Source organism: Flammeovirga sp. AWQ4_249 (assembly GCF_056161045.1).
Genome location: NZ_JBSWYJ010000005.1, coordinates 25978 through 43737, shown reverse-complemented (window position 1 = coordinate 43737; position 17760 = coordinate 25978). Strand labels below are relative to the sequence as shown.

Sequence of the window (17760 nt, the reverse complement as noted above, 5' to 3'; positions counted from 1 at the left end):
TTTATAAAATGTCGCAAACTAAAGTTGTGTTGTTATTGGGTGCAAATCTTGGTGATAAGTTGCATACACTTCAACAAGCCGTAAAGGAAATTGAAAATGAAATAGGTCAAATTATTTCATTATCACATATATATGAAACTGCCGCATGGGGTAAAGAAGATCAACCTAGCTATTATAATCAAGTCTTAGAATGTTTTTCAACTTATAGTCCTGAAGAGTTAATTCTTATCACACAAAGTATTGAAAACAAATTAGGTAGAGTTCGAAAAGAAAAATGGGGAGCACGAATTATTGATATAGATATTTTGTTTATCGATAGTGAGGTAATTTCTCTGAAAAATTTAAATGTCCCACATCCTTTTATACAGGAAAGAAGATTTACATTAGAACCATTAACAGAAATATTACCAAAGTTTGTCCATCCAATTTTAAATCAAACTTTAAGTGATTTACTTTTGCAATGTAAAGATCCGCTTACAGTAAAAAAGCTGTTATTAAAATAGATTCGTCTTTTAGAATAGGAAATACTTTAATGGGAAGAAGAAAAAAAAATATCGTATTAGAGAACGTTAAAATTATTGACGTAGGAAGTGAAGGTAAAGCAATTGCAAAAACAGAAGATAATATGACTGTTTTTGTGACAGGTGCTGTTACAGGTGATGTATGTGATCTTCAAGTTACAAAGAAGAGAAAATCATATATGGAAGCTAGACCTATTCAATTCCATGAATATTCTGATCAAAGAACGGAAGCTTTTTGTGAGCACTTTGGAACTTGTGGTGGTTGTAAATGGCAAATGCTAGATTACAAATGGCAATTGTTTTATAAACAAAAACAAGTTGAAGATCAATTAGAAAGAATTGGTAAAATTGATTTACCTGAGATAACACCAATCTTCGCATCAGAGGAAACGTTTGAATACCGTAATAAAATGGAATTCACTTTCACTGGAAATCGTTGGTTGACAAAAGAAGAAATGGATTCTAATACAGATGGTATTGAAAAAAGAGGAGTTGGTCTTCACTTGCCAGGTATGTGGAATAAAATTCTTCACTTAAATAACTGTTACCTTCAGAACAAACCTTCGGATGAAATCAGAAAGGCAGTGTATGAGTTTATTATTGAAAATGATTACTCTGTTTATGATCAAAAAGAAGAAGATGGTTTCTTAAGAAATATGGTAATCAGAACTTCATCAACAGGAGATATCATGGTCATGATGCTTTTCTTCAAAGATGATGTTGAAAAAAGAAATGCACTTCTAGATTTTATAAAAGAAAAGTTCCCTCAAGTCACTTCTTTACTATATGTTATAAACGGTAAGAAGAATGATAGCTATCATGATTTGAATGTAAATATCTATCATGGTTTACCTTACATTGAAGAAGAAATGGAAGGTTTGCGTTTTAGAGTGGGACCAAAATCTTTCTACCAGACAAATTCAAAACAAGCGTATAACCTTTACAAAGTTGCCAGAGATTTTGCTGAATTAACAGGAGAAGAGAGGGTATATGACTTGTATACAGGAACAGGTACAATTGCTCAATTTGTTTCTAAGAAAGCAAAAGAAGTAATTGGTATCGAATATGTAGAAGATGCTATCAAAGATGCAAAAGTAAATACAGATTTAAATGGTATTGAAAATTGTAAATTCTTTGCAGGTGATATGAAGAAAATTCTTATTCCGTCATTCATTAAAAAGCACGGTGAGCCTGATGTAATTATTACTGACCCACCAAGAGCAGGAATGGATGAAAAAGTAGTAGAACAGATATTAAAAGTTGCTCCAAAACGTATTGTTTATATTAGCTGTAATCCAGCTACGCAAGCAAGAGATATAGCACTTTTAGATGAAAAATATAAAGTAACTAAGGTAATGCCAGTCGATATGTTCCCTCATACTTATCATGTTGAGAATGTAGTAGCATTGGAATTAAAATAAATTTACTAGAAAACGCAATCATTAATTTGATTGCGTTTTTTTGTGTTTTATTTGTCTATAATCACTTTTTAATTATATTAAAGCATCGAATTGTTATATCGTCAAATGCTTTACTTTTAAAAACAATATCGAAACTAACTGAAATGATGAATTTAAAGGAATTGCTATTCAATTAATACAATTTTATTACTACCAATAGTAATTCTTCGTGTGAATAAACTTTAGATAATAAACTACTTCAGTAAATAATTTTCTTCTAACTTTTTTAAACTTTCAATAATTTTGGAAAGACCTAAATGGCTGATTCATTTACTATATTTTATCTCAGGATGGACTATGTTCATACTGCTTAGTATAGTGCTTGTAACTTTTGTACTTTCAGGGGCTTTGGTAGCTTTCGAGAATTTACCGTTTATTCCCGACATGATTAGTTTTCCATTGAAAACCTTGATCTTAGTTTTAACCTTTATTACTGCAATTATTTATTCTGTAAAGTTTTCTTTATGGTTAAATAACTATCTCAATGAAATAGCAATAATCAATAGTTACACCTCTGTTGGTATTTGTCTTAATCTATCAGTATGTTTTCTAGGGGCTCCAACACTTTTAGTAATTAATTTGATCACGTTTTATTTTTCATTTTAATTGAAATAGAAGACAATTTTTTCATGAAGAAAAAGATATTTAATCTTATAAAGATTTAAAATTGAAAAGATGTTCCTTTTCACATGATTGTTTTTAAATTTGTGTCAACTAAAAACACAAAATTATTGTAATGGCAAACCTTGAGTGGAAAACAGAAAAAGAATACGAGGAAATCACCTTTAAAAGTTTAAATGGTGTAGCAAGAATCGCATTCAATAGACCAGAATGTAGAAATGCATTTACGCCAAAAACGGTTGATGAATTATGGGAAGCGTTGATTATTTGCCATGAAAGTCAAGATATTGGTGTAGTATTAATTACAGGAGAAGGTCCTTCAGAAAAAGATGGTGGATGGGCTTTTTGTTCTGGTGGTGATCAAAGAGTACGTTCAACTACAGGGTATAAAGGAGAAAATGGAATTAATCGTTTCAACATCTTAGATGTTCAGCGTCAAATTCGTTTTATGAATAAAGTGGTTATCGCTGTAGTTCCAGGTTGGGCTGTAGGTGGAGGACACAGCTTACATGTAGTTTGTGATATGACAATTGCAAGTAAGGAACATGCTAAATTCAAACAAACTGATGCTGATGTAGCAAGTTTTGATGGAGGATTTGGTTCTGCTTACTTAGCTCGTCAAGTTGGTCAAAAACGAGCAAGAGAAATATTCTTCTTAGGAGCGGAGTATTCAGCACAAGAAGCTTTTGAAATGGGTATGGTGAATAAAGTTGTACCTCATGAAGATTTAGAGCAAACAGCGTATGATTGGGCTCAAGAAATTATGACGAAATCACCTACAGCAATTAAAATGTTGAAATTTGGTTTTAACTTAATTGATGATGGTTTAGTTGGTCAACAAGTTTATGCTGGAGAAGCTACACGTTTAGCCTACGGAACTGATGAAGCCGTGGAAGGTAGAAATGCATTCTTAGAAAAAAGAAAAAGAGATTTCTCAACTTTCCCAAAATTTCCTTAACGGATTTTTATCAAGATATCATAGCCCATTTTATATGGGCTTTTTTTATTTCATTTTTTTTATGCCACCTTTCTATATATATTAGTTGAGTAATATATTCTGACTGAATTGTTATAAACTAATTAAAAACCAATTTTTTAGAAAACAATCTATTTTTTAACTACAATAATATAGCAAACTATGTTTATTATTTTTGGAACAAGAGGGGTAAAACACACTGTAAGTGAAAACCCTATTCTGACTAATTCGTGCCCTAACTGTAGTGGCTCATTAGTAAATAAACTTTACCGTAGATGGCTCACATTATTTTTTATACCAGTGATTCCATTAGACACAATCGACCGTTTTTATGAATGTAATAAATGCGGAAATGCTTATAATGAAAGTATTAAAAATATACTTCAGCAAAATCAAGTAGACAAAGAACAAGCGTTACAAGATGCGAAAAAGTTATTTACTACAACTGTAATTGCTGCAATGACACATATGGCTATCATTGATGATGATTTCGCAGCAGAAGAAGAAAGAGAGATTCTTGATATGATAAGTAATTTTCCAGATATGACTGCAGAATTGACAGAGGTGATGGAAAAAGTAAAGAAAGATGGTAACAAGGATAATTATGTTTTTGATTTATTACTAAAAGCAAGGTTAGAATTATCATCAGAGGCTTTAATCAATATTCTTGGTCAAGCAGGTATTGTTCTTTTAGCAGATGGACAAATTGAAAAAGAAGAGGAAGATTTAATGAAAGATTATTTAGTAGCTTGCGGGTTACCAAAAGATCTTTATAAAAAGATTTTAGAAAAACTAGAGAAAAAAGAAATTGCTGAGGTTTAATCTTCAATAAATAATTTTTTTGATTTCTTTGTTTTCTAAAAGCGAATTACGAAAACTCATTGAAAGATGAGTTTTCTTTTTATTACGAGAATGAACTTCAGACACTATAGATTACAAGTTGCTTTATTGTGAATTATCCCTATAAATACATACAAAAAAGATTTAATAATCAAATTTTCAATAGGATTGATAGCTTATTTTTCTCAAATAGAATAAAATGTTTATTAGGTGATATTTATGCAATTTTTCTATTGTTTTTTACCAATTTATTTCACACTTATTATTATTACTATTTCTAATCAATACCTATTAGAAAGCCAAATAGATAACCATAAATACAATTCTTTTCTAAAAATACTTTTCTTTTTTCCCTTCTTCTATTTTTTACTTAATAAAGATTTTTTTAATGGGCAAAGTTTTGCTAAATGCTATTACGGATACAAAATTATTGATCGTAATTCAAAAAATATAGCCTCAAAAAAGCAGTGTGTACTAAGAAACTGTACAATAATCATATGGCCAATAGAGGTTCTTCTTCTTGTATTAGAGAAAAGAAGAATTGGTGATTTAATTGCAAAAACTAGAATAGTAAGAACAAACCCAATAAACTTGGAAAAAAGTCTTTTAAATATGAAGGAAAAACAAATTAGCTTTCACAAAGCAAGTTTGTTCATAGCTTTATTTTTATCTTCTATTTACTCATTATTTCTTGAATTTCTAACTATTTTTATTCAAAATAATTTAATCTAACTATGAAATTATTACTTATACCTTTGCTATTTTTCTCATTTACACTATTTGCTCAAGAAAATAAAGATTTAGATTTAAATCTTGTTGAGACAGGAAATGATAAATGGAAATTATATATTAAAAATTTGAGATTAACTCCACAAGAAATAGTCATATATCTTGATTCAACTGATGAACTTGTGATGAATTTTTCTCTACCAATTTCTTCAGATACAACAATTATGAATTTAGTTGGTGATGATAGAGCACAAATTGCTGAAGCTTTTAATGCAAAATATGAAATTAAAAACTTCTTTGGAGATTCTTCAACAATTCATCCTGATTATGATTATTTATATCAATTGCCTTATAAAAAGAGAAAGAAGTATGAAGTAAGTCAGGGTTTTCATGGTAAAACTTCTCATCAAAGTGTAATTTCTGAATATGCTATAGATTTTCGTATGGACATAGGGGAAACAGTTTGTGCTGCAAGAGAAGGTACAGTTGTAAAAATTCTTGATCATTTTAAAGAATCTGGAAATAAAAGCTACGTACATAAAGCGAATAAAATTATCATCTTACATGAAGATGGTACACTCGGAACTTACGCTCATTTAAAATATAAGGGTGTAATTGTCAATGTTGGTGACCATGTAGAAAGAGGTCAAGAAATAGGATATTCTGGAAATACTGGATATACAAATGGACCACATTTGCATTTTGTCGTTAGGAAAGAAAGAGATATTGCGATTCCAATAAAGTTTGAAGGATATGAAGATATTAATTTAAAAAGAGGCAGAAGATATAAATGTCAATGATTTTTCTAATTTATTGAAACAAACTTCTAATATAATTATAATTAGATTCATAATACTATGAAGAGCTTAAACCTCAAACTATATTTCAAAAGGATTGGATTAGAAGAAACATATAAAGATACTTCATCCACTTATAAAAGTTTATCAAAGATTGTATATGCACATATTACTACAATACCATTTGAGAACCTTGATATTAATCTTGGTAGAGAAATAAAAGTGGATATTCTATCAATTTTTAATAAAGTGGTTTACAAGAAAAGAGGAGGTTATTGTTTTGAAGTAAATGGCTTAATGCATGCTGTATTAAAACAATTAGGCTTTAAAGTAAGACCCTTGCTTGCTCGAGTTTTATTGAAAGAAGAACCATCTGGAAAAACACATCAAATTACTTTAGTAGAAATAGAAGGAAAGGAATACATTGTAGATGTAGGTTTTGGGGCAGGGTCTTCTAAAACACCTTTACCAATTATTTATAATGAAGTAATAGAAAATGAATCACAAACGTATCGATTCCTTAATGATGAAAAGTTAGGGTTAACCTTACAAATTAAAGAAAAAGGAAAATGGATGTCTTTGTATGCTTTTCATAGAAATTATATTGTACAAAGTGATATAGTTCTTGGCAATTATTATTCTTATTCTAACCCCAACTCACATTTTACCTATTCAAGAATAGCATGTCTTCATACCAAATTAGGAGTTAAAAAGCTTTTCAATAATCGATTATCTATTGAAAATAATAATGAATTTCAAGAATTCTTCTTAAAGGAAGACCAAGCAACAGTTAAACGAATAGAAAGAGAGTTTAATATTACATTAAATGAATCTATAACAAGTTTTAAAACTGTTGAAGATATGAATAAGTAAGATATACTTCCAAAAAACTTCAATAGATAAACAATTCTCTTATTTTTGTGTACTCAATTATTTAAACATCTGAAATAATAAACACACTTTCATGAGAATTAATTATCTTTTAATCTACCTCTTATCAATCACTATCTTTCTAAATCTGAATGAATTAAGTGCGCAAACTTATGGTAGAAATGGTATGGTCGTATCTGACAATATCATAGCATCACAAGTAGGTAATGATATTTTAAAAAAAGGTGGAAATGCAATTGATGCTTCCATCGCTACAGCATTTGCATTAGCTGTTACACATCCTCAAGCAGGGAACATTGGCGGTGGAGGTTTTCTCGTTTATAATGATGCAAATGGAAATGCAACAAGCATTGACTTTAGAGAGAAAGCACCTCTAGCAGCATCTCCTAATATGTTTTTAGATAAAAATGGTCAACTCATCCCTGGTAGTAATCATGAAGGTTTACTCTCTGTGGGTGTACCCGGAACAGTTGCAGGATTATATCTTGCACATGAAAAGTATGGTAAACTCCCTTGGAAAACGTTAGTTGATCCCGCTTATAAACTAGCTAAAGAGGGTGTAATTTTATCATGGACATTAGCAGAACATGCAAAAAGTATTAGAGATAATGAAGGTCCTGAATTTTTAAAACACTATTATGATAATGAAAATGGTGAGTTAACAAAAGCCGGAGAGGTGTGGGTTCAAAAAGAACTTGCACAAACATTAAAATTGATTCGTGATAAAGGTAAGAATGGATTTTACAAAGGAGAAGTAGCAGAAGAAATCGCTAGATATATGAAAGAAAATGGTGGAATTATTACTACTGAAGATCTTGCAAAATATGAAGCTATTGAAAGAGATGTAATTAGAGGAACTTATAAAGGTTTTGAAATCATATCAATGCCTCCACCAAGTTCAGGCGGTGTGGCAATCGTGGAAATGATGAATATTTTAGAAAATGCTCAATTTGATACAATTCCTTTCAATTCAACACCATATGTACATTTATTAGCGGAGACAATGCGTAGGACATATGCGGATAGAGCAGAGTTTCTAGGTGATCCAGATTTTAATCCAGAGATGCCAGTTGATAAATTAACTTCAAAAGAATATGCTAAAAATCGTTACAATACGATTGATTTTCAAAATGCTTCAGTAAGTGATTCCTCCAAATATGGGCGTTTATATGACGGTAAAAATACAACGCATTTGTCTGTCATTGATAAAGATGGTAATGCTGTATCCCTAACGTATACCATTGAACAGTCATATGGATCAAGAATGGGTTCACCAAAACTTGGTTTTATATTTAACAATGAAATGGGTGATTTTAATCCACAACCAGGTTATACTAATTCAGGTTGGTTGATTGGATCGGATCCTAATATAATTGCTCCAGAAAAAAGAATGTTATCAAGTATGAGTCCCTCTATCATTACAAAAAATGGGAAGAACTATTTAGTAATAGGTAGCCCAGGTGGAAGGACAATTATTAATACTGTTTTTCAAACGATTTTGAATGTTTTGGAATTTAACATGCCATTGGATAAAGCAATTGAAGCAATGAAAATTCATCACCAATGGTTTCCTGATCAAATTACTTATGAAAAGGATTTACTTTCTCCTGATACTAAAGATAACTTAGAGAAGATGGGACATCAAATGAATGCAAGAGAGAATTTAGGTAGACTTATGGGAATATTAATTCCTGAAGGAGATAATGTGTACATTGGAGCTTCAGATTCTTCAAGCCCAGATGGTGGAGCAATTGGCTATTAAATAAAAATTATTTCCTTAAATATTAATTAAACCACAAAAATAGTTGTTGTGACAATAATTATTTAAACAAGGTAATTACACTAAGTTTACTTTGAATATATAGTACGATAATTCTACAAATTTCAATTTCACTAAAATTCTATTTATGAAAACTACAATCACATTGCTATTTTTAGTGATTAACTTCTATGGTCTTTTCGCTCAAACCAAGAAGTACAACCTTCCAAAAAGTATAAATCTAGAGAATGTAAACATTACTTTCCAAAAAGTGAGTGTTGCCTCAACAAGTTATTATATTAATTACAAAGTGGAAAACACTGGAAATGGGGTGTTATTACTTGATAGAACAAAAACTAAACTTCTTCAAAATGAAGGAGAAGTAACACCAACCTCTCAATTGACTGTATTATTACCAACAAAGAACAAGGTAATATATAATCAATTTAGAATTAAAGCACCTATACAGAAAAATGCTTCAACTTTTAAGCTACAACTAGATGGTGTTCAGTATGCATCCAAAGCTGTTAAAGCTCTTTCTGTAGCCAAATTTCCATTAGAAGAAAAAGCAACTCAATCATTAGAAGGTTTTTCTACAAAAGTGATGGAATATAATGTACGTTCAGAGGAAAATAGAATTTTTGCTGAAATCAAATGTACATTTAACGGTACAGGAAAACAATTGGGACATATTGATTTATCTAAAGTGAAAGTCAATGGGGGTAAAGCTGAAATAGTAAAAAAAGGGGATTATTTACAGGCTGGAAAATCATATACATTTGCAATCAATATAACACCAAATGGGGAAGATGTTAGTGTAGACTGGGCTGAGGCTTTATCTATTCTTGATATAAAAACCATTTCGATAGCTCCAATTGAAATCAAGAGTACTGATTATGTTGAGTCGAAGGAGGCTAAAGAAAAAGAAGACGAAAAAAAGGATGAGAAGAAAGAAGATTGTTCTTTAAGCTATGCTGATTTTTCTAAGTTAAAAAAAGACATTCAAAAAGAAATGAATGTTAGTAATAAAGCTGTGGAGATGGCAAATGAGTTCTTATTGGAAAAAGGCTGCATAAATGTTGACCAAGTAATTGAATTTATGACTGTATTTAACCTTGACGGTCAAAGATTAGCTTTTGCTAAAATGGCATATCAATTTACTTCAGATAAAGCTAAATATCATAATGTAGTAGGGAAATTATCTTACACTAAAAATAAAGAAGCTTTAGAAGAATTTCTTTCAGTTCAGTAGTATATGAATCACATTTTATCAAAAAAGCCTATCATTTCGGTGATAGGCTTTTTAGTATATTTAGCTTAATCTTTTGCAACTTCTTCAGGAGCGTCATCAATAAGCATTACACAATCTTTACAATTAAATTTCAATTTGTATCTCACATCCTTGTATTTCAAGAATAAAGGGAATTGAACATTTTCTGGTGGAGTAACAAAGGTTTCATGTTCGTCACACATACCAATTTGATAACGAAGACAGTGTTTTGTAGTCATTAAACGTAATTTACTCTTGTCTTCACGACCTTCAAAGCCTTCACCAATTTCTTCTACACCATGTCGCTCGTAAAATTCTCTAGCTTTTTGATTTAATACATTTCCATGATGATCAAATTTCTTTTGGTAGTAAGGATATGTATCATCAATCTCGGTATTAAGGCGTTTAGGTTGCTTATAGTTTTTATTTCTATACTCTTCCAGTGCCTCAATTAAATCTCTTCTCCATTGGTTTACTTTACCTCCTGGGATAAATGGAATCTCACCTTCAGGTAAGTGAACATTTTCAATACTAAAAATAGTGTTCCCAGATTTCTTAAGAGATTTCGTTAAGTTTTGAATAGCTTTTTCTTTGTTTGAAGCTACCTCGAATGGTTCTTTATATTTATGAGAAACTTTATTACCGTAAATATCTTCAATAGAAAGTTCAACAGTATTTTGTTGCCAATCTAAAGTAATATCAGCATCGATTTTACGAACTGTTTTCTCACCTTTAAGTTCTTTGTTATACTGTTGGTCAAAATTTCTATAAATTTCTGCACCAACACGTACACCCATTACAAGGGAAGTTTTGATCCAACCTTTATCATCTACATGCTCAACTTTCATACCCTGAAGCTTTTCATGTTTATCCAAGAAACATAATCCATCACCAGGAACAAGTTTCTTATCCGTTTCAATTAGATATTGATTGGCTTTTATTTCTTTTACTACACCGATTTTATCACCAATAGCTTTTGGTGTATCAAAATTAGCAATAGTATCTTTTCTTTTCTCGTAGAAGTAAGTTGTAAATTCTCTATTATACGTCTTTTCAGGAGCTGGTTCAAAACCTAAAGTAACTTTACCTTGAGAGTCTCTTACAAACTCATCTCCATATTTATCCAATACATAATCAATACGCTTACGGAAGTTACCGACCATGTTTTTAACGTAAGCCTCATCTTTAAGACGACCTTCAATCTTAAATGAATTAACTCCAGCTCTTGCTAATGGTAATATATAATCTTCAAGATTTAAGTCTTTTAGAGAAAGAAGGTGTTTTTCGCTAGCGAGTTTTTGACCAGCATTATCAATTAAATCATAAGGTAAACGACAAGGTTGTCCACAAGCACCACGATTTGCAGAGCGATCACCTACGTTATTACTCATATAACATTGACCACTTAAACTCACACATAAAGCTCCAGCAACAAAAGCTTCTAATTCAACATTAGTTTTTTCTCCAATATCTTGAATTTGCTTTATAGATAATTCCCTAGCTAATACTACACGATCAAAACCTACTTTTTCAAGAAATTGAACTTTCTCTAAATCATAGTTATGCGTTTGTGTAGAGGCATGTAAAGGAATAGGAGGAAGGTCCATTTCTAAAAGCCCCATATCTTGAATGATCAAAGAATCAACACCTGCATGATATAAATCCCAAGCTTGCTGACGTGCTTGCTCTAATTCATTATCAAATAACAAAGTGTTCATTGTAGCAAAAATCTTTGCATTAAATCGGTGAGCATGCTTTGTAAGTTGCTCAATTTCTTGAATTGAATTACCTACACCATCTCTTGCACCAAAAGCTTTTGGTCCAATATACACGGCATCAGCACCATGATTTATGGCTGACATACCAATTTCAATATTCTTTGCGGGAGCTAATAGTTCTAAAAACTTCTTCATGCTGCAAAAATAACTTTGTTTTTTGAATGAAAACGAAAATGGAATGTTTTATTTACAAAAAAAGCTGATCCAGGTCACTGAATCAGCTTTTTTTTAAATATCTATATCGTTAAATCGAAAGATTATAACTCCGGTTCTTCAATTTTAGAATGATTGCCAACAGCTTTATCTACTAATATAGCAACCGTTGAATCTCCAGTTACATTTACTACAGTTCGAAACATATCAAGAATTCTATCAGGAGCAAGAATTAATGCAATTCCTTCTGTAGGTAAACCAACTTGTTCAAGAACGATAATCAACATAATCACACCAGCGCCCGGTACTGCAGCAGCACCAATTGAAGCTAAAGTAGCAGTAACTACAATTGCTAATTGATCCATTAATGTAAGTTCAATACCAAAAACTTGTGCAATAAAAACGGCAGCTACACCTTGATATAAACTTGTACCATCCATGTTGATCGTAGCACCTAATGGTAAAACAAAACTAGTTGTTTCTTCAGATACTCCTAATTCTTCTTCCACCTGTTTCATGGTTACCGGAAGTGCTGCAGCACTACTACTAGTAGAAAAGGCCATCATTTGTGCAGGGAAGATTCCTTCAAAGAAGTTCTTTACATTCACTCTGCCAAATACGATAAGTATTAATGGATAAACTACTAAGATCATAGTAAATAAGCCTGCAATCACCACTAAAGAGTATTTACCTAAGGTTAACAATAACTCAGCAGCACTAGATGGATCATCACCTGTAAAATCTGTTATTAGAGAAGCGATTAATGCAAATACACCATAAGGAGCAAATAACATGATGATATCAACCATTTTCAGAATGATTTTATCCAAGCTTTCAAAGAAGCGCTTCACAGGTTTACCTTCTTCTATAGGGATTGCAACTAAAGAAACAGCAAATAAGATAGCAAAGAATATCACTTGAAGCATATTACTATTACTACTCATAGCATTAAATATGTTCCCAGGAACCATATCTACTAGAGCTTGTAAAGGCCCATTGTTTTTTACTTTACTTGCACTTTCAAGTTTAGAAGTCGTAGTGTCTGCAAACTTTTCGATAAAAGTCATTCTTGTTTCTTCTGAAATTCCAGACCCAGGTTCAAATATATTGACTAAAACAAGACCAATAGATATTGCTATAACAGTAGTTGCTAAATAAATAACAACAGCTCTACCACCCATTTTAGATAATTTTGATAAATCGGTCATAGATGCTACACCATTTACCAAAGAGATCAATACTAATGGTACTGCTATTAACTTTAGTAAACGAATGAAGATTGTACCAAAGGGTTTAATCCAATCATCAGAAAATTGAGCATAACCATTAAAGCTGATAAATAATCCTAGAAGAAGGCCTAACACCATTCCGATGATTATTTTCCAATGTAGTGCAAGTTTTTTCATTATTGTTATTTTGAAAAAGGATCTGTTTTGTTTTAAGTAAAGTTTATCGATCTAAAAAATGAAGAGTAAACTTCTGAAATACATCATATTAATATCTGATCGACCGATACCTTATGAGAAGTCATTAAATTCATTTGATGAAAACTCCCCACAAGATAAGACAGGACTAGAAAAAATACTCCTTTTTTATAATTTATTATAGAATAGAGATATAAAAAAGTCCTACAAAGTAATATTGTAGGACCTTAGAATATTTTAATTTAATGCATCATCAATGTACATTAATACTTTCTCCATTAAATGAACTCTATCTTTTCCTCTAACATTATGTGGATGCCCAGGGTAAGTAAAGAAGTCAACTTGAACTCCATTAGTTACGCAATTCTGTAAGAATAAGAAAGAATGCTGTGGTACAACTACGTCATCAATTAATCCATGAATAATTAATAGTTTATTTTTTAATAAAGTAGTCTTGTCTAATAATTTTGCTGTTGCAAAACCTTCAGGGTTTAATGCTGGAGTAGACATGTATCTTTCTGTATACATCACTTCATATAATCCCCAATCCATTACTGGACCTCCTGCAACACCTACTTTGAATGTTCCAGCTTCTTTTGTCATTAATGAAGTAGTCATAAAACCACCAAAACTCCATCCATGAATTGCCATTCTTTCAGGATCCACATATGGAAGTGACTTTAAATAATCAACACCAAGCATTTGATCTTTTACTTCTTCTGTACCAAGATTTAGGTGAGTAGCTTGCTCAAAATCTTTTCCTCTGTTTTCAGTTCCTCTACTGTCGACAGTATAAATAATATAACCATCTTGTGCTGCTTTCTGCATCCATAATGCAGCGCCTGCTTGCCATCTATTCGTAATTAATTGAACTCCAGGACCAGCGTATACATAAACAATAACAGGATATTTTTTATTTTCATCAAAATTTGCTGGTTTAATCATTCTTGTATTTAAGATAGTATTTCCATCAGCAGCTTTGATTGTTGAAAGTTCGATAGGGGAAGTAGTATAATCTTTTAGAGGATCTTCAGCCTCTACCAATGTTTGAATTGATTTTCCATTACCATCAATGATGATTTGTTTATTTGGAGTATCTAGATTAGTAAATGCAGCTATAATCAAATTACTTGAAGCATCATACTGTATTTGACTGTATACTCCTGACATTGAGGTAATTTTAGTAACTTTCTTTGATTTTAAATTTGCTTTATAAACTTGACGATCTAACCCATTGTTATCAGTTCCTAGAACAAACAAGTTTTGTTTCTTCTTATCAAAACCGATAACATCCATTACTACCCAGTCACCAGAAGTCAATTGAGCTAATTCTTTACCATCTGTATTGTATAAATACACATGCTCGAAACCATCCTTTTCAGTTCTCCATAAAAATTGATCATTACTATTAGGAAGAAATTCCATTGGGTGCGTTAATGATAAATATTTATTGTCTTTTTCTACAAATAAAGTTTTTACAAATTCTCCAGTTGAGGCATTATATTGATTTAAGGCTAAATGATTTTGAGCTCTATTTAATATGCCAATATATACAAACTGTCCATCAGGAGACCAAGCTACATTTGTAAGGTATTGTTCTTTTGGGCCTTCTGTTTTGACTTGAATACTTTTTTTCGTTTCAATGTTGAAAACATGTAAAGTTACTTCTTCACTTTTCATACCCGCCATTGGGTATTTGATTGGATCAGCTGAAGCAGGGCGTGTCTCAAGATTTACTAGAGGGTAGTCAGTAACCATCGTCTGATCATTTCTATAATAAGCGATTGCGTTACCATTTGGAGACCAAAAAGTACCTTGATTAATACCAAACTCGTTTCTATGTACTACATGACCATACACAATTTCTTTATTCTTTTCATTTGTGACTTGAATCTCATTTCCATTGACATTTAAAAAAAGATTGTTTTCAATTGTATAAGCAACTTTTGAGAAATCTTTGGTGAAATCTGTATTTTGTCCCTTATCATTCCAAGTGCTAAGTTTTATTGATTTTTTTGTCAATACATCAGTTGAATAGATAGCATTTTGATTCGTGAAAATAAATGATTTTTTTGTTGTCCATTGATATCTTGGAAAGCGGTTTAAACCATCTAAGTCAGGATTAGATTTTTTGACTTCTTCTAAAGTAATCAATGTTTTCTTCGTTCCTTTTTTAGCAAAAGTTGCGATTAATGCATTATCTTCGATAGAAGTATAATATCCTTTAGCATCAGGTTGCCATTGAACACTTATTCTTTCTGGATAAAATGTGGACCATCTTTCAACGATTGATTGTTCCAATGTTAAAGTCTTATTTTGTGCATTTAATTGTAAAGCACAGAAAAATAATACGCTTAGTGTAATTAAACTGTAAAATCTTTTCATGATTGATTTAAATAAAAATATAAGTTTAGTATTCTTCGTTATTTTAGCCTCTTTAAGTACTTCTATTTATGGTCAAGACAAAGTAAATTGGCTTACTTTTGAAGAAGCTATGGCTAAAAACAAAAAAGAACCTCGTAAGATATTTATTGATGTTTATACTGATTGGTGCGGTTGGTGCAAAAAGATGGATAAAAGTACTTTTTCAGACCCAGCAGTCGTAAAATATTTAAACGAAAATTATTACGCAGTTAAATTAGATGCAGAAGGGAAACAAGATATTACCTTTCAAGGTACCACCTTTAAGTACATTAAAAATGGGGGTAAGGGCTATCATGAATTGGCTGCTACTTTATTAAATGGGAAAATGAGTTTCCCAACTACTGTATTTTTAGTCCTTGATAAAAAAGAAGTACTAAAAGCACAACCTTTTCCTTTACCAGGATATCAAGATAAGAAAAATATGCACCTCGTTTTATCATATATAGAAGAAGGAGCAATGGATAATATTCCTTTTGAAACATTTAAGGAAAAAAATTATGTATCTCCTTATTCTTCTAAATAGATAAGTTATCAGTAATCAAAAAAGAGAATTAAGCATATAAGCCTAATTCTCTTTTTTGATAGATTATTTCTTAGCCACTCTTTCAAGTGTGATTTTAATAAAGTCCCAGAATCTACGAACCGTATTAATTTCACACATCTCATCTGGTGAGTGAGGATTTTTAATTGTAGGACCAAAAGATATCATATCTAAATTAGGGTAGTGGCTTCCAATGATACCACATTCTAATCCTGCATGTACTGCATTTACGATAGCAGGTTTATTAAATAACTCTTGGTGGATTTCCTTCATTTCTTCTAAAATCTCAGAGTTAGCGTTTGGAGTCCATCCAGGGTAAGCACCGCCATGCTCAACATTTCCTCCAGTGATTGCAAACGCTCCATCGATTTGATGTGTCACATCATATTTAGCAGAATCAACAGAACTTCTTGTTAAGAACTGTACAACTACTTTACCTGATTCAACATGCACTCTTGATAGGGATGTTGATGTTTCTACTAAACCTTCTAGATCATCTGACATTCTAATAACTCCACAAGGGGCAGCATAGATAGCACTGAATAAAGCTTCTTGCACTTTAACGTCCATTACTTTTTCAGGAGTTGCAATCTCTGAAACATTGATAACAAGATTTGGTTCAGTAGCATGTAACTCAGCTTTAACTGTTTCCTCAAAAGAAGCAACATAAGCCTTGAACTCTTCAACTTTGTCATCAGCAACGACAACTGTAGCAACAGATTCACGAGGAATAGCGTTTCTTAGACTACCACCATCAATTGAAGCAACCTCTAAACCAAACTTAGCATTTGATTTCCATAATAAACGGTTCATCAATTTGTTTGCATTACCTCTACCAAGGTGAATTTCACAACCTGAGTGACCGCCTTTTAATCCTTTAAGGTCAATAGATAGGGCTGTTCCTTCAGCAGCTACTTCATCATATGTATAGTTGACATTTGTATCAATACCACCGGCACAACCAATACATAATTCGTGCTCATCTTCAGTATCAAGGTTTAATAGAATATCACCATCTAACATTCCTTCTTCTAAACCGAAGGCACCAGTCATACCTGTTTCTTCATCTATCGTAAATAATGCTTCGATAGGACCATGAACTAGATCAGTTGAAGCAAGAATACCCATCATAGTGGCAGCGCCAATTCCATTGTCTGCACCTAAAGTAGTACCTTTTGCTTTAACCCAGTGTCCATCAATATATGATTGAATTCCATCTTGATCAAAATCAAAAACAGTATCGTTGTTCTTTTGATGAACCATATCCAAGTGTGATTGGATAACAATACCTTTCCTATCTTCCATTCCTGGAGTAGCTGGCTTTTTGATAATCACATTCCCTGTTTTATCAACAAGAGTGGTCAAACCTAAGTCTTCTCCAAATTTCTTTGTAAATGCAATAATTCTTTCTTCCTTTTTCGATCCTCTAGGAACTGCATTTAATTTCTCAAAGTTTTCCCATATCTGTGTGGGATTTAACTGAGCTACTTCGTTGTTCATGTTTTATATATGTTAGTATGTCAAGAAAGGGTCTCTTTCTTACTATAATTTCGATTTCAATTCAAAAATACTATTT

General features: G+C 31.7%; 13 protein-coding genes. 9 read left to right on the top strand and 4 right to left on the bottom strand.

The annotated features are described in order from the left end of the window. Positions 1 to 8: 8 nt before the first annotated feature. From folK to ACXAHM_RS06040, 8 genes are all read left to right on the top strand, one after another. The gene (gene folK, locus ACXAHM_RS06075; RefSeq protein WP_474959521.1) at positions 9 to 503 is read left to right on the top strand and encodes a 2-amino-4-hydroxy-6-hydroxymethyldihydropteridine diphosphokinase; all 495 of its coding nucleotides are present in this window, start codon (positions 9 to 11) and stop codon (positions 501 to 503) included. A 29-nt stretch (positions 504 to 532) separates the two neighbouring features. After that, the gene (gene rlmD / locus ACXAHM_RS06070) at positions 533 to 1942 is read left to right on the top strand and encodes a 23S rRNA (uracil(1939)-C(5))-methyltransferase RlmD (RefSeq protein WP_474959520.1); all 1410 of its coding nucleotides are present in this window, start codon (positions 533 to 535) and stop codon (positions 1940 to 1942) included. Positions 1943 to 2717: 775 nt separating this feature from the next. Further along, positions 2718 to 3560, top strand: coding sequence for a 1,4-dihydroxy-2-naphthoyl-CoA synthase (locus tag ACXAHM_RS06065; RefSeq protein WP_474959519.1), 843 nt, complete (start codon positions 2718 to 2720; stop codon positions 3558 to 3560). 180 nt (positions 3561 to 3740) lie between these two features. Continuing rightward, the gene (locus ACXAHM_RS06060) at positions 3741 to 4400 is read left to right on the top strand and encodes a TerB family tellurite resistance protein (protein ID WP_474959518.1); all 660 of its coding nucleotides are present in this window, start codon (positions 3741 to 3743) and stop codon (positions 4398 to 4400) included. Between the two features lie 752 nt (positions 4401 to 5152). Further along, positions 5153 to 5947 carry a M23 family metallopeptidase gene (locus ACXAHM_RS06055; protein ID WP_474959517.1) on the top strand — a complete coding sequence of 265 codons (795 nt, stop codon included), beginning with the start codon at positions 5153 to 5155 and terminating at the stop codon, positions 5945 to 5947. Positions 5948 to 6004: 57 nt separating this feature from the next. Continuing rightward, positions 6005 to 6817 (top strand): arylamine N-acetyltransferase family protein, encoded by an 813-nt coding sequence (locus tag ACXAHM_RS06050; RefSeq protein ID WP_474959516.1) that lies wholly within the window; start codon positions 6005 to 6007, stop codon positions 6815 to 6817. A gap of 91 nt (positions 6818 to 6908) precedes the next feature. Beyond that, the gene (gene ggt / locus ACXAHM_RS06045; RefSeq protein WP_474959515.1) at positions 6909 to 8597 is read left to right on the top strand and encodes a gamma-glutamyltransferase; all 1689 of its coding nucleotides are present in this window, start codon (positions 6909 to 6911) and stop codon (positions 8595 to 8597) included. Between the two features lie 145 nt (positions 8598 to 8742). After that, complete coding sequence (locus ACXAHM_RS06040; RefSeq protein ID WP_474959514.1) at positions 8743 to 9846, top strand: DUF4476 domain-containing protein; 1104 nt, start codon at positions 8743 to 8745, stop codon at positions 9844 to 9846. 65 nt (positions 9847 to 9911) lie between these two features. On the opposite strand, the gene ACXAHM_RS06035 is transcribed toward ACXAHM_RS06040, so the two are convergent. From ACXAHM_RS06035 to ACXAHM_RS06025, 3 genes are all read right to left on the bottom strand, one after another. After that, on the bottom strand, positions 9912 to 11777 hold the full coding sequence (locus ACXAHM_RS06035; protein WP_474959513.1) for a peptidase U32 family protein: 1866 nt from the start codon (positions 11775 to 11777) through the stop codon (positions 9912 to 9914). Positions 11778 to 11899: 122 nt separating this feature from the next. Beyond that, positions 11900 to 13201, bottom strand: a complete 1302-nt coding sequence (locus ACXAHM_RS06030) for a dicarboxylate/amino acid:cation symporter (protein WP_474959512.1) — start codon at positions 13199 to 13201, stop codon at positions 11900 to 11902. 255 nt (positions 13202 to 13456) lie between these two features. Further along, the gene (locus ACXAHM_RS06025; RefSeq protein WP_474959511.1) at positions 13457 to 15604 is read right to left on the bottom strand and encodes a S9 family peptidase; all 2148 of its coding nucleotides are present in this window, start codon (positions 15602 to 15604) and stop codon (positions 13457 to 13459) included. Between ACXAHM_RS06025 and ACXAHM_RS06020 the strand changes: the two genes are divergently transcribed. Beyond that, a complete protein-coding gene (locus tag ACXAHM_RS06020; RefSeq protein WP_474959510.1) occupies positions 15603 to 16166 on the top strand; it encodes a thioredoxin family protein in 564 nt (187 codons plus the stop codon). The two genes, ACXAHM_RS06025 and ACXAHM_RS06020, sit on opposite strands and share 2 nt — an antisense overlap. Before the next feature lie 63 nt (positions 16167 to 16229). Here the strand turns inward: ACXAHM_RS06020 and ACXAHM_RS06015 are convergent, their stop codons facing one another. Next, positions 16230 to 17684, bottom strand: a complete 1455-nt coding sequence (locus ACXAHM_RS06015; RefSeq protein WP_474959509.1) for an aminoacyl-histidine dipeptidase — start codon at positions 17682 to 17684, stop codon at positions 16230 to 16232. Between the last annotated feature and the right edge of the window lie 76 nt (positions 17685 to 17760).

Bases quoted from the DNA above. Each gene is read 5' to 3' on its own strand.
- folK (WP_474959521.1), top strand. From the start codon at position 9: ATGTCGCAAACTAAAGTTGTGTTGTTATTGGGTGCAAATCTTGGTGAT.
- rlmD (WP_474959520.1), top strand. From the start codon at position 533: ATGGGAAGAAGAAAAAAAAATATCGTATTAGAGAACGTTAAAATTATT.
- ACXAHM_RS06065 (WP_474959519.1), top strand. From the start codon at position 2,718: ATGGCAAACCTTGAGTGGAAAACAGAAAAAGAATACGAGGAAATCACC.
- ACXAHM_RS06060 (WP_474959518.1), top strand. From the start codon at position 3,741: ATGTTTATTATTTTTGGAACAAGAGGGGTAAAACACACTGTAAGTGAA.
- ACXAHM_RS06055 (WP_474959517.1), top strand. From the start codon at position 5,153: ATGAAATTATTACTTATACCTTTGCTATTTTTCTCATTTACACTATTT.
- ACXAHM_RS06050 (WP_474959516.1), top strand. From the start codon at position 6,005: ATGAAGAGCTTAAACCTCAAACTATATTTCAAAAGGATTGGATTAGAA.
- ggt (WP_474959515.1), top strand. From the start codon at position 6,909: ATGAGAATTAATTATCTTTTAATCTACCTCTTATCAATCACTATCTTT.
- ACXAHM_RS06040 (WP_474959514.1), top strand. From the start codon at position 8,743: ATGAAAACTACAATCACATTGCTATTTTTAGTGATTAACTTCTATGGT.
- ACXAHM_RS06035 (WP_474959513.1), bottom strand. From the start codon at position 11,777: ATGAAGAAGTTTTTAGAACTATTAGCTCCCGCAAAGAATATTGAAATT.
- ACXAHM_RS06030 (WP_474959512.1), bottom strand. From the start codon at position 13,201: ATGAAAAAACTTGCACTACATTGGAAAATAATCATCGGAATGGTGTTA.
- ACXAHM_RS06020 (WP_474959510.1), top strand. From the start codon at position 15,603: ATGATTGATTTAAATAAAAATATAAGTTTAGTATTCTTCGTTATTTTA.
- ACXAHM_RS06025 (WP_474959511.1), bottom strand. From the start codon at position 15,604: ATGAAAAGATTTTACAGTTTAATTACACTAAGCGTATTATTTTTCTGT.
- ACXAHM_RS06015 (WP_474959509.1), bottom strand. From the start codon at position 17,684: ATGAACAACGAAGTAGCTCAGTTAAATCCCACACAGATATGGGAAAAC.